This window comes from Acinetobacter pengchengensis, assembly GCF_982235305.1.
Genome location: NZ_CEVATJ010000001.1, coordinates 2483478 through 2496540 on the forward strand (window position 1 = coordinate 2483478; position 13063 = coordinate 2496540).

Consider the following 13063-nt stretch of genomic DNA (forward strand, 5'->3'; position numbering starts at 1 on the left):
TATGCACAACAAACAGGATGTCTTTTATGCGCTCATTACTCAAATTTGCCTGTCTTGCGTAAGCGTCCGCTGAATCCCATACCTATTTTTTAATTCGATTTAGGTTTCCAGCAGTGCGGCAGCAATTCTTCAATCTGGGTCACTTTATGTGTCGGCAGCCTTTTCAGCACATCACTTAAATAGGCATACGGATCCAAGCCATTCAGCTTCGCTGACTGGATTAACGTCATGATGTTTGCCGCTCGCTGACCACTGCGCAGCGAACCTGCAAACAGCCAGTTCTTGCGCCCCAACGCCCAGGGACGCATCTGATTCTCGACCCAATTATTGCAAATCGGTAGATTGCCATCATCCAGATAGCGGCTTAAAGCTGGCCAACGCTTCAGAGTGTAATTGATGGCCTTGGCGGTGGGAGAACTCGATGGCACTGTCAGATGATGTTGGTTGAGCCATTCATATAGTTGTTGCATCACTGGTTGACTATGCTGTTGTCGGTATTCGCGGCGGTCTTCCGCTGTACCATCGGTCTTTTTCCTGAGCTCTGCTTCTATCGCATACAGTTTCTGAATCAGCACTAATGCCTGTTCAGCGACCTGACTTTTCCCAGTTACATGCAGTTCATGGAATTTACGACGTGCATGCGCCATGCAGCCCACCTCAATGACATCGCCTGATTTAAAGCGTGCTTTATAACCACTGTAATCATCACAGACTAGATAGCCCTGCCAGCCTTTCAAGAACTCTTCAGCATGCTGGCCTGAACGACTATCCTGAAAGTCATAGATCACCGCCTGAACTGGATTGTACTGTGTAGTGGCATAGGCCCAGACATAACCTTTCTTCGGTTTTTTATTATTCTCACCCATCCGCATGATGGTGACCGGTGTTTCATCTGCATGCAGCACCTGCTGTTGTAGTACCACCTCTTTTAAGGCATTGGCCAGAGGTTCCAGTTCTACACCGCAGCGACCTATCCAGTCAGATAAAGTTGATCTAGAAAGTTCGATTCCCGCCCGCTGATAGATCAGACGTTGACGGTACAGCGGCAAATGATCGGCATACTTCGATACCAGCACATGGCTGAGCAATTCAGGTGAAGCAATGCCTTTATCAATCACATAGGCGGGCATCGCTTGCTGAGTCAGAGTGTCACACTGATCACAGACCCATTTACCACGCACATGCTGTTCCTTATAGAACTGTGCCGGTCTGAAATGCAGTTTTTCACTGACATCTTCGCCGATACGACGGAGTTGGCAGCCACAAGCACATTGGGTTGATGCAGGTTCATGCTCAATACGGATGGTGTGTAGATGATCTGGCAGTGGTCGACGTTTAGGTTTATTGGTTTTGGCTTTCTGTGTCGCTGCATTGGTTTTATCTGCATTTAGCCGTTCCAGTTCTAGATCAACCGCGGCAATATCTTCTTCAACCGCTTCATCCCACAGATGGATTTGTTTTGCCGTTAAGTGTTCATTCTTTTGGGCGAATTCGTGCTTTTTAAACAGCGCCAGTTCATGCTCGTATTTTTGATTGAGAATAGAAAGATGCTGAACTTTGGCATCCAATTGCTGGTTTGATTTTTCTAATTCTTGATTTGATTGTGCCAGAGACTGATGCTGCATTGCCAACTGTCTGGTAAATTCCAGCAGTTGTTCATGGGTCAGTTGGTTTAAGTCAGGCAGTGTATTCATGACCGCAGTATGCCTGAGGTCATGAAGAGAATGAAATAGAACGTTTGGAGGATGGCAGAATGGTCGAGCTTGGTTTAGAGCATCGTCACTACCTGCTGTCGTCCAATGCGCTGCCAGGGCAAACCTTGGATTAATGCCTGTAACTGTTCCGGGCTGAGGGCCACGGTTTCACCTTGGTGAACTTGAGCCCAGTGAAATTTACCCTGTTCCAAACGCCGGGCACACAGCCAGATGCCCAGTCCATCATGTACCAACACTTTCATGCGATGGCCACGTTTATTACAGAACAGGTAAGCACAATGCGGTTTGATGTAGCCAAAGGCTCTCACCACCTGGGCCATGGTCGTATCCATACCTGCACGCATGTCCATGGGCTGAGTAGACAACCAGATTTCATCAATGCGGATCATGTTGCAAGTGCCTTGAGTAATTCTGCCAAGGCAGGTATTTCTGATGTCTGCCATTTTAGCTGAATATCATTATTCGTATGAGGCACGGTGATACACAACGTGATCCTCTCATCAATAGGTTGGCTGATTGCAGCAGTGTAAGGCAAAGCAATAAATGCTGGATTCACATGAGTAGGATCTTGCACGGCACCATCATGATGGCTGAAGATCCTGATCCAACGACTGACAAGGTTGGCATTAATACTATGTTGCAGTGCGACCGAAGCGATCGAGGTATTAGGATTTTTACAGGCATTGACAATACTGAGTTTGAATTCTTTGCTGTATGTTCTGCGTTTTTTAGCAACAGGAGGTGTTGCTGAATATATATCCATGTTCATGGATTAAGTCCCCACTTGTTTTTAGGTGGGAACTAAATTAAGGCTTATAGGATCGCTTGGTAAGGCTGTGTTAGCCGGATGCTTACTGTCTTGCTGCTTTTAGTGGCCTAGTACTCATGGGTTGCAGCACCACCACGACCACACAAGAAAAATCAAAAATCGTAAAAATGCATGCTGTTTCAGCACAAGGTATTGGCAAAGAATTAGGTACGGTCGAACTGCGTGACAGTGCAGCAGGCTTAGTCATTCACACCCAACTCCAGCAACTCCCTGCGGGTGAACGTGGTTTTCATATCCATGAAAAAGGTTCATGTGCAGCAGCAGAAAAAGATGGAAAAATGGTTGCTGCTTTGGCAGCGGGCGGACATTTTAATCCGAAAAATGTCCCGCATCATGGTACACCGCTGACAGGACATTTAGGTGATTTACCTGCTTTAAGTGTTGCAAGCGATGGAACAGCCAAAGTAACCGTGATTGCATCACGTTTAACATTGGCACAAGTTGAAGGATTGGCCTTGATGATTCATGCAGGCGGTGATAACTATGCCGACCATCCAAAACCATTAGGCGGTGGCGGTGAGCGAATTGCCTGTGGGATTATTTAAGCCCACTTTATGCATTGTCAATAAAACATTGATAACCAATTGTGGATAAGTTAAGGGTTATACACATGCCTTTCGACTTATCCGCAAAAAAGTAAAATTTATCTTTTTGTGGATTATTCTAAAACTACGCTCAATGCAGCTCTTCTCACTTTGTATCGGTCATCCTTCATAACCACACTCACTATTTTTTGAAAAACTTGCTACGAACTTACAGAAAACAGCTCAATTTTGTAACCATCGTGTCTAACTCATAAATGTATAGAGCTCCCAACAGCTCGTCTTTGCCAATGTCACTATTTGCGCTACACTGCTGTTTTATCGACATGAAAAAGATTTGGGCATGAACATTAAAACATTGCGTCTGGTTGGTTTCCTAGAAGGTATTTCATTCTTATTGTTGTTATTTATTGCAATGCCCATGAAATATATATTCGATAACCCAATTTTAGTGAAATATGTAGGTATGGGTCACGGCGTATTGTTTATCGCATTTTTAGTGGTGCTTTTTGTGGTTTGTGAAAAACAAAAATGGTCTCTTAAAATGTTTATTTTGGGCTTAATTGCTTCAATTTTACCTTTTGGTCCATTTGTTTTTGATGCCAAATTGAAAAAGATGGAACAACCTGTAGAGGCTTAATCTACAAGTCCTTTTTAGCGTTTATCACATTACACATTATTTGATATTTGATTTCTAAATCAAATATTGCAAGGCGATACAACATCGCCTTGTTTGATGATGCAGCAGAAAAATTTACACTCTTAAAACTGCCCTGCAGCAACTCGCTCCTGCATCACCTGTTTAAGCATCATGCGTGGCAAACTAAACCACAGCATTATCAGCACCAAACAAGCCACACTATACGCCCAAATATCAAATTGAATATATAAAACACGTACCAGTTCAATCACAATAAAAAAGCACAGCATCAATAGCATTGAAACACTGGCAGCAACAGTGCCTTTAGACACTTCCGATGACATTAAGGCAAAACGATATAAGACTGAAAAGCTCATCCCCTCACCAAAACTGATCAGACTCATGCCAACGACCAAGCACCACACAAAATAGCTTTGCCAAATTGCACCCAATACGATCAGCACACTACCCAACAACATTAAAGGTAAACCCATCAAGACGGTTTTGCCTAAAGGCAAACGGTCTATGACTTTCATCAGCACCAGATTTCCTAAAATCAAACCACCCAAAACAGGAAACTGCGCCAAACCGTATTGCAGACTGCTAAAGCCTAAATCTTCAACCAACATCACGGGAGATAACGCAATCCACAACATTAAGGGCATGCTCAATAAAGGCAGCGCCAATGTTAGACCTAAGAATCTGGTATTTTGAAAAACTTGCTTAAAATCATCCCAAACATCTCGAAACGGACGTTTAGGAATACTTTGCTGAGTTTCAGGCATTTTGGCTTTCAATCCAAACCAACTCAAAAATGCCAACAGTGCTATGCCAATAAATCCCCAGTGCCAAGAAACATGCTCAATCATAAATGCACCTAAGACTGGGCCTAGCAAGGGAGCAAGTAAAGAGACGTTTGCCATGAGTGCCATGACTTTAATTGCATCACGCTCTGCAAAATTTTCCTGAATAGCCGCATAACCGACTGCACTAATGACCGACAAGCCAAACCCTTGTAAAAAACGGAGGGCTAGGAAACTTTCAATATTCTGAGTTAATAGAATCAATAAGCAGGTCAGAGTAAAAAATGCCACGCCGCCCAATAATACTTTTTTGCGCCCCAAACGGTCAGAGAGTGGTCCCAATAACCACGCCACACACGCACCGCCCAACAAATAAAATGACATGGACGAAGCTGCCCATGCACTACTGACCCCAAAATCTTGGGTGATGGCCAACATTGCGGGTTGAACCAAGTCATTGCCAATATAAACTGCGAACTCAAACAAGACCAAAGCCAAGGGAAACATGAGTGTGGCACGTTGAATGGTATTTTTTTGCTGCTGTGGCATGAATTGTAAAGGGCAAAACGATGCAATTCAGCAGCGTGTAGCCCATGAAATAGAAAATTGAACTGCAGTTTAACAGAGTTGAATGGCAAATTTATGGCGCATTTTTTAAGTCCGTTGAATAAATTGTGGCACTTGTTGTGACATCAGACCAAGTCAGGCATCACTTCCTTCAGCGGGTTAGCGGATAAAACTGCCTGTTTGAATCTCGATGTTCCCATTCACCCTGAAACATTATGAAGAATTTTTCAAAAACCCGATGTGAATGTTCTCTGACACCCTTACTTAATTGTATCGGTTTTAAAGCGCCTGGTCTTAAATGTTCAAGCAGCAAAAAAGGCGATACGGTATTGGCCAATTCATGATGTGAAAATCCCGAGAGCACAGGATAAAAATCACCCACGACAAAAGGGCGATCATTGCGGTGTAAAGATGCTAGAGTTTTGATGCACATGCTGCGCTCGCACGTTTTCGAATAGAATTGAGTCATCCTAAATAAAAACTGTGGATAACATGCGTATTATCCACAAACGCTTTGTTGTATTTTTAGAACAACGTTCAAATTTCATAACAGTCCAATTGTCTGGGTTCACATGCAGGACTCACCTAAGCCCTACAGCAATTTAAGGACATTTTTTGCTTTGGAACGTCTTGGTATTTTTACCGCGTGCACATAAATAAGCGGTTTGCACATCGCCCTGCTGCCATTGTCCATTTATATTTTTAAAGTGATAAATGCTACGAATTGAACGGACTGAATCATCCATTAAGCCTGTTTCAGTAATTTTCACTTCTGCCGCAGTCGGTGCTTCGACACGGTTAAAGTATTGACGAATTTCAACAGTAGCCAATTCTTTACGCAAATCTGGACGTTGTTTTAATACTTGTGCCAAAGGCGTTTCTGCAGGCGTAACTTGCGAAATAATGTTTTGTGTGGTCGCACAACCTGACAACAACGCAACACCTAATGCCGAAACCGTGATTAAACGTAACATAACTCCTCCAAAATGTTGATTATTATTTATGCTTCCATGATGCCCTGTTAGGGCAAAAACGCTAGCATAGAAATGTAAAATTAAAATCTCGGCATAAAAAACGCATCTCCAGGATGCGTTTTTCAATTCAATACAACTAATTCACAAAAATCAGGTCACTCAAATAAATGAAAGACGCTAGGAATTACAAATCAAATAATTTGCCTGGATTCATGATGCCTTGAGGGTCAAACACCTTTTTTAGCGCTTTCATATATTCAATTTCTTCAACCGAGCGAGAATATTCCAAATATGGTTTTTTGGTCATCCCCACACCGTGTTCAGCAGAAATTGAACCATCATATTTCTTCACTGTGTCAAACACGTACTTGTTCACCACCTGACATTTAGCAAAGAATTCGTCTTTGCTTAAATCGGCAGGTTTTAGAATATTCAGGTGCAAGTTACCGTCACCAATGTGTCCAAACCAGCAAATTTCAAAGTCAGGATAGTTTTCTGCCACAATTGCATCAATTTCCTGAATAAATGCAGGAACATGAGTAATCAATACTGAAATATCATTTTTGTATGGAATAAACGGTGCAATCGACTCAGAAATGTCTTCACGCAAACGCCATAAGCTTTCAACTTGGTCTAGGCTTTGGCTCAATACACCATCCATCACCCAGCCTTGTTCCATACAGTGTTCGAAAATTTCCATCGCCTTGTCCATAATTGGCTCAAATGGCGCTTCAAATTCAAGCAACACGTAAAATGGACATTGGGTTTCAAATGGACGTTGCACATGACCATGATCCAAGACTTTTTGCATCGCCAATTCCCCAAAGAATTCAAATGCAGTCAGATCAATTTTGGCTTGGAAGGCGTGTAATACAGGCATCACTGAATTAAAATCAGGTACGCCCAACACCATCACTTGTAAAGCTTGCGGTTGGCGTTCTAGCTTAATTTCTGCTTCGGTCACTAAACCGAGTGTACCTTCCCCACCAATAAATAAATGTTGCAGCGCATAACCCGTTGCATTTTTGATCATGCCTTTGTTCAGACGAAGGATGTCACCCTTACCTGTCACTACAGTTAGGCCCAACACCCAGTTACGAGTCATGCCGTATTTAATAACTTTAATACCGCCTGCGTTGGTGCCAATGTTACCGCCAATTTGTGAAGAACCTGAAGAGGCGAAATCGACTGGATAATACATGCCCTGTTCTTCTGCATAGTTTTGCAGTTGCTCAGTCACAACACCCGCTTGCACGCGCACCATACGGTCTGCTGGGAAAAATTCCAAGATTTGGTTCATCTTGTCCATGCTTACGACAATTTCACCATTGGCTGCGACTGCACCCGCAGATAAACCTGTACGCCCGCCCGATGGGGTAATTGCAACATTAAATTGATTCGCCAGTTTTACAATGGCTTGCACTTGCTCTGTGCTGGATGGAAAAACGATGACCGATGGATTCGGATCAAAATGCTTTGTATGGTCACGACCCCAGTTTTTGAGGCTATCGGCATCCGTTTTTATACGGTTTTCACCGACTATTGCCGTTAATTGGGTCAATAACTCTGGGGTTAAAGCGACTGGAGCATTCATCGTTTGCAGACCTAGCTAGAATTAAACAGGAAGAAAAGCGACTGTCTGCATTTCTTGATCTAATTGAAGATGAAGATGCTGCAGACTAAATATGTGCATCAAAGCAACAGCGTGGTTGGCTTTCATGTGTGACACTTATTATAAGCGATTTTTTTGAAAAACCTGTGAATATTGGCAATTCCGATAATATAACGTGGTAGCAACAGGACAATTTTAGGCAATATTTCTGAAAGAGATTATATCTGACAAAAAATACCTGCACTCTTGGTCATAAAGGAAATGTATATCGACGCATCTCCTATGTTATCATACCGCCACTAAATTTGGCCTTTGTAGCGGAGCCGTAATGAGCCAACATCTTTCACTACCTAAAGATAAAATTCGTTTCTTGTTGTTAGAAGGCGTACACCAGAACGCAATCGACGTGTTAAATGCAGCGGGTTATACCAACATCGATTATCGTAAAACGGCGCTTGAGGGCGATGCGTTAAAAGAAGCGGTTAAAGATGCGCATTTCATTGGAATTCGTTCACGTACGCAACTGACTGAAGAAGTTTTTGAAGCTGCGAACAAACTGATTGCGGTAGGTTGTTTCTGTATTGGTACCAACCAAGTGAACTTAACTGCAGCAATGCAACGTGGTATTCCAGTTTTCAATGCCCCTTATTCAAACACCCGTTCGGTTGCAGAATTGGTATTGGCTGAAGCAATTTTATTGCTACGTCGCGTTCCTGAAAAATCAACCGATACACATGCAGGTGGCTGGAACAAATCGGCTGTAGGTTCATTTGAAACACGTGGTAAAACTTTAGGTATCGTGGGTTATGGTTCAATTGGTTCTCAACTTTCAGTTTTAGCTGAAAGCTTGGGTATGCACGTAATTTATTATGATGCGGTGACCAAATTACCTTTAGGTAATGCACGTCAAGTTGGCTCTATGGGCGAATTATTGGCAAATGCTGACGTCGTTTCTTTACACGTTCCAGATGTGCCATCTACCCGCAATTTCATGACAAAAGAACAATTTGCACAAATGAAAGAAGGCGCAATTTTCATTAATGCGGCACGTGGTACCTGTGTCGTGATTGAAGATTTGGCAGATGCGATCAAGTCTGGTCATATTGCAGGAGCTGCAGTTGACGTATTCCCGAAAGAACCAAAAGCCAATGGTGAAGAATTTGTTTCTCCACTACGCAACCTACCAAACGTGATTTTAACACCGCACGTAGGTGGTTCAACTATGGAAGCGCAAGCGAACATTGGTTTAGAAGTAGCAGAGAAATTTATTGCATATTCAGATAAAGGTATGACTTTGTCTGCAGTAAACTTCCCTGAAATTGCACTACCATTGACTGAAGGCAAGCACCGTTTATTGCACATTCACCAAAATATCCCAGGTGTATTGTCTAAAATCAACAACTTGTTTGCTGAACACGGCATCAACATCTCTGGTCAGTCACTTATGACTAAAGGTGATGTCGGTTATTTAGTGATGGATGTTGATGCAACTGCATCCAAAGAAGCACTAGATACTTTACAAGAAGTTGAAGGCACAATTCGCGTACGTGTCTTGTTCTAAGACCACACGCTGATGCTACAAAAAACCACAGTCTTAGCACTGTGGTTTTTTATGCATGATCTATGAGCATAATCTTGAGTTACCACAACCCTGTATTTTTAAACTTGCTATAATCTGCCTGACTTTCTCATTTCCACACTGTTGAGTATTTTCCTGCCCCATGCCAAACGCCCAACTCACTGCGGTGTTGTTCATGGTTTTATCCATGATCTCCTATCAAATCAGTGCATCTTTTGCCAAACAATTGTTTCAAATGCTTGACCCGCTCACTGTGACAATTTTACGGCTAAGTTTTGCCAGTGTCATTGTGGCAATCATGTTTCGCTCATGGCAAATTCTGTCACGGCTTGCACATTTAAAATGGCATGATTTATTGTGCTATAGCGCAGCCTTAGGCTTAATGAATATTCTGTTTTATTTGTCTTTGGGCAAATTACCCCAAGGTATTGCAGTGGGTTTGGAGTTTATCGGACCTTTAGGCTTGGCTTTATTGTCCATTCAAAACCGTAAAGATTATGTCTGGGTAGTGTTGGCAATTTTAGGCATTATTTTTATGGTACCTTGGGGACAAGCACAGGGAGATCATTTTAGTCTGTTTGGTGTAGCATGTGCCTTAGGTGCAGGATTATGTTGGGCTTTTTATATTTATTTTGGGCAAAAAGTGGTTCAACAAAATATTGGCATGCATGCGCTGACCATCGCCATCAGTATTTCAGCTTTAGCTTTAATTCCCTTCGGGCTGTACAACAATGCCCCTGCCCTGTTTGAAACTCAATATTGGGGCAAAGCACTTGCTATTGCAGTGCTCGCTACTGCCATTCCTTATGCTTTAGATTTACAAGCGCTGAAACAACTCAGCAAAATGAGCTATGGCACACTGTCCAGTTTATCTCCCGCTTTAGCCGCACTGACAGGCTTGGTTTTATTGGGTGAGAAAATCACCAGCCTGCAATGGCTGGCTTTATGCTGCATTATGCTGGCTTCGGTTGGTGTAACCTTAAGAGCCGTGAAAAAGTCCAAACAGTCACACAGTGCTTAAATGGCATTTTGAATGAAAACTTAAACCAAACTGTCTTTAGACATCTGTTGATATTTTTCATATTCTGCCAAATATTGCTTGGCTAGACTTTGTTTTTGCTGCTCAGACAAAATTTTGCCTGCTTGCTGAAAAAAACCATGTTCTTCTTCTTTTAAATGATGATGCACTTTATCTGACAGTTGCTTTGCAATGGCCAGCCAACCCGTATTACTCATTTCAGTTTCGGTTAATTGTTCGAGTAATTCATCCATTTGATGATGCTCTGCCAAAGCATGGCGAGTGATATTTAAACCTGCATCCGTCATCATTAAAGGAATATAAAAATAGCGATCTTCTGCCACAGCATGCGCGAATAATTCATTTTTAAGTTGGTCAAATATCGCTCTGCGTTCAGGACTATCCCCTGAAGTTTGCGTCAGTTGGCGGGCTAAGTCTCGTTGAATGTCGTGACTTTGGCGTAAAGCTTCAAAAATATTCATATGCAGACCTCTTGTTTTAAACCGATGCTGGCTGGCAAGTGATGTCACTGGCTGACGCAACGCTCGGTTTTATTGTCGGTTTTTAATTTCAGTTTTTAGCTCTAATTACTGTATAGGGCATGGCGCTGAAATCCTGCAAAGATTTGTATAAAAAGCTTTAATTGACTCACCCAGTTTATTCAAGTTATGTATCTGAACAGAATTTAAAGATTTAAAACCCGTTTCGGTACCAAGCGTTTTTTATCTGTAATTTCAGCCAAACCTAAACACTTCTCACCGTCAAAGACCAACACTTGCGTTACGGCAGGATGGTCAATATTACTTTCCATGCCACGACTAAAATATTCAGCGCGTCCTTCAGGGACTTGAATGTGGAGAAAATGCTGCACAGGCGCATACGCAGGCAGCAATAAAGCCTCACGCTCTGCTTCACTTAAACTTTCCAAATATTCAATGCTGTAGCTCGGAATCAGGTCAAAATGTCCCGTTTTAATCCGATGTAAATAAGTCAAATGTCCATAAGTGCCCAAGGCTTTAGCAATGTCTTCACCTAAAACACGAATATAGGTGCCTTTAGAGCAAGTCACATCCAAAGTCATGCTCTGTTCAGTAAAAGATAGCAACTCAATGGCATAAATGGTGACTGGACGCGCTTCGCGTTCAATTTCAATGCCTTGTCGTGCCAACTCATACAACGGACGCCCTTCTTTTTTTAAGGCAGAATACATCGGCGGAACTTGCATAATATCGCCCTGAAATTGTGCCAATACCTGCTCAATGCACTCTTGGCTCAATGCAGGAACTGCCTGCTGCAACAACACTTCCCCTTCCACATCTCCCGTGGTGGTGCTATGTCCCAATTGAATGGTGGTTTGATAGCGTTTCACCGAATCGAGTAAATAGTGCGAAAACTTGGTTGCTTCGCCCAAACAAATCGGCAGTAAGCCCGAAGCCAATGGGTCTAATGCCCCCGTATGCCCTGCTTTTTGCGCCCGATATAACCAGCGCACTTTTTGCAATGCTGCATTGGAACTGATGCCCAAAGGTTTATTCAATAAAAATACACCACTAATGGCACGACGCTGGATTTTAGCCGCAGATGATTTCATAGCACACATAAGTCAAAGCAAAACTGCGCCATGGTAACAATCTGCCGCGATAAATGACAACATTTCTAGAACAGCGATTTACTTTTATGGCATATTTAGGCACTTAGGATTAAAAAAATAAAATGGATATACAGGTGCATTGCAATGCAGAAACATAAAATATGGATTGTTTTAGGCGTAGTGATACTGCTCATTGTAGCTTTGGTGTATTGGCTGATGCCACAATCAAACTCTCCCAATATATCGCCCCAACAAAGCTCACATAATGAAACAGCTCAAGCGTTGAACCTGCAGCAAGCCATACAAAATAACCCTGCTGCAAATTTTTTAAGCCCAAGTCAACAGGACACCGAAGTCAATTGTCAGCTTAAACTCGATGCAAGTCATCGTCTGACTGTGAATGAGCAAACCCGTAATTGCTTTGAATATTTTATTACCCAATATGGCGAAAAAAGTATTGAACAGATTCGTGGTGATTTTAAAAGCTATATTCAACAAGGACATAAAGAACCTGCCTTATCGCAAATTTTAGATTTATGGCAGCGTTATTTGGACTATCGCAACGCGCTTGGGCAACTGCAAGCACCGAATTTAAATCAGGAAGATCCACAATATTACCGCAGCATTTTTAGCAGCATGCAAAATCTGCGTAAACAATATTTTTCAAATTATGAAATCGAAGGTTTATTTGGTACCGAAGATGCCTATCATGAATATACCTTAAAGCGCATGGCCGTCATGGAGAATAAAAAATTATCCGAAGCTGAAAAAGCACAACAATTGCAGGAGTTATTTAAACAATTACCTCAAGATTGGCAGGAAAATTTAGAACAGCTGAACACCTTACAAGATTTACGCAGCTTGACGGCCGCAATTAAAGCACGCGGCGGTTCTGCTGCTGAAATTCGCCAAATGCGTTTAAATTTGGTTGGTCCTGAAGCCACGCAGCGTTTAGAACAACTCGATGGGCAGCGCAGTCAATGGAAATCACGAGTCGAAGAATATTTAAATGCACGCGATCAAATCATACAAAGTGGGATGAATGATCAAGCCAAGCAACAAGCCGTGAAGCAATTACGCGGGCAGCATTTTCAAAATCCACAAGAGCAATTGCGTTTAGAAACCTTTGAACAGGTACATGATCAGGGCGGAAAACTCCCCTTTGCCGATTAACATATTGCAAAGAACAATTG

14 protein-coding genes are annotated in these 13063 nt (G+C 42.4%); 5 read left to right on the forward strand and 9 right to left on the reverse strand.

Annotation, left to right across the window (positions count from 1 at the left end; all coding sequences use genetic code 11):
• Positions 1-89: 89 nt before the first annotated feature.
• The 3 genes from tnpC to AC0T5Z_RS12035 form a co-directional block, all read right to left on the reverse strand.
• Positions 90-1694: an IS66 family transposase gene (tnpC, locus tag AC0T5Z_RS12025; protein WP_473786261.1), complete on the reverse strand. Its 1605-nt coding sequence runs from the start codon at positions 1692-1694 to the stop codon at positions 90-92.
• Between the two features lie 74 nt (positions 1695-1768).
• Positions 1769-2104: an IS66 family insertion sequence element accessory protein TnpB gene (gene tnpB, locus AC0T5Z_RS12030; protein WP_000618091.1), complete on the reverse strand. Its 336-nt coding sequence runs from the start codon at positions 2102-2104 to the stop codon at positions 1769-1771.
• A complete protein-coding gene (locus AC0T5Z_RS12035) occupies positions 2101-2484 on the reverse strand; it encodes a transposase (RefSeq protein WP_019836977.1) in 384 nt (127 codons plus the stop codon). Before AC0T5Z_RS12035 ends, tnpB begins: the two co-directional genes overlap by 4 nt.
• Before the next feature lie 116 nt (positions 2485-2600).
• On the opposite strand from AC0T5Z_RS12035, the gene sodC reads away from it, so the two are divergent.
• Both sodC and AC0T5Z_RS12045 read left to right on the forward strand, forming a co-directional pair.
• Positions 2601-3089 carry a superoxide dismutase [Cu-Zn] SodC gene (gene sodC / locus AC0T5Z_RS12040; RefSeq protein WP_435336978.1) on the forward strand — a complete coding sequence of 163 codons (489 nt, stop codon included), beginning with the start codon at positions 2601-2603 and terminating at the stop codon, positions 3087-3089.
• Between the two features lie 340 nt (positions 3090-3429).
• Positions 3430-3726 (forward strand): DUF3817 domain-containing protein, encoded by a 297-nt coding sequence (locus AC0T5Z_RS12045; RefSeq protein ID WP_435336977.1) that lies wholly within the window; start codon positions 3430-3432, stop codon positions 3724-3726.
• Positions 3727-3848: 122 nt separating this feature from the next.
• Here the strand turns inward: AC0T5Z_RS12045 and craA are convergent, their stop codons facing one another.
• The 4 genes from craA to AC0T5Z_RS12065 form a co-directional block, all read right to left on the reverse strand.
• On the reverse strand, positions 3849-5078 hold the full coding sequence (gene craA / locus AC0T5Z_RS12050) for a chloramphenicol efflux MFS transporter CraA (protein ID WP_435336976.1): 1230 nt from the start codon (positions 5076-5078) through the stop codon (positions 3849-3851).
• 169 nt (positions 5079-5247) lie between these two features.
• Positions 5248-5565: a pirin family protein gene (locus tag AC0T5Z_RS12055; RefSeq protein ID WP_414630588.1), complete on the reverse strand. Its 318-nt coding sequence runs from the start codon at positions 5563-5565 to the stop codon at positions 5248-5250.
• A 133-nt stretch (positions 5566-5698) separates the two neighbouring features.
• Complete coding sequence (locus tag AC0T5Z_RS12060; protein WP_004974545.1) at positions 5699-6070, reverse strand: hypothetical protein; 372 nt, start codon at positions 6068-6070, stop codon at positions 5699-5701.
• Between the two features lie 184 nt (positions 6071-6254).
• On the reverse strand, positions 6255-7664 hold the full coding sequence (locus AC0T5Z_RS12065; protein ID WP_291338702.1) for an FAD-binding oxidoreductase: 1410 nt from the start codon (positions 7662-7664) through the stop codon (positions 6255-6257).
• Between the two features lie 346 nt (positions 7665-8010).
• Here AC0T5Z_RS12065 and serA point away from each other — a divergent pair, with 346 nt between their 5' ends.
• Both serA and AC0T5Z_RS12075 read left to right on the forward strand, forming a co-directional pair.
• On the forward strand, positions 8011-9243 hold the full coding sequence (gene serA, locus AC0T5Z_RS12070; protein ID WP_291338703.1) for a phosphoglycerate dehydrogenase: 1233 nt from the start codon (positions 8011-8013) through the stop codon (positions 9241-9243).
• Positions 9244-9403: 160 nt separating this feature from the next.
• Positions 9404-10282 (forward strand): EamA family transporter, encoded by an 879-nt coding sequence (locus AC0T5Z_RS12075; protein WP_435336974.1) that lies wholly within the window; start codon positions 9404-9406, stop codon positions 10280-10282.
• Between the two features lie 20 nt (positions 10283-10302).
• Here the strand turns inward: AC0T5Z_RS12075 and AC0T5Z_RS12080 are convergent, their stop codons facing one another.
• Together AC0T5Z_RS12080 and truB are read right to left on the reverse strand one after the other, a co-directional pair.
• Positions 10303-10761 (reverse strand): hemerythrin domain-containing protein, encoded by a 459-nt coding sequence (locus AC0T5Z_RS12080; RefSeq protein ID WP_291338705.1) that lies wholly within the window; start codon positions 10759-10761, stop codon positions 10303-10305.
• A gap of 203 nt (positions 10762-10964) precedes the next feature.
• Entirely contained in the window at positions 10965-11870 is a 906-nt protein-coding gene (truB, locus tag AC0T5Z_RS12085) for a tRNA pseudouridine(55) synthase TruB (protein WP_435336973.1), read from the reverse strand.
• A gap of 144 nt (positions 11871-12014) precedes the next feature.
• Between truB and AC0T5Z_RS12090 the strand changes: the two genes are divergently transcribed.
• Positions 12015-13043, forward strand: a complete 1029-nt coding sequence (locus AC0T5Z_RS12090) for a lipase secretion chaperone (protein ID WP_435336972.1) — start codon at positions 12015-12017, stop codon at positions 13041-13043.
• Positions 13044-13063 lie beyond the last annotated feature (20 nt).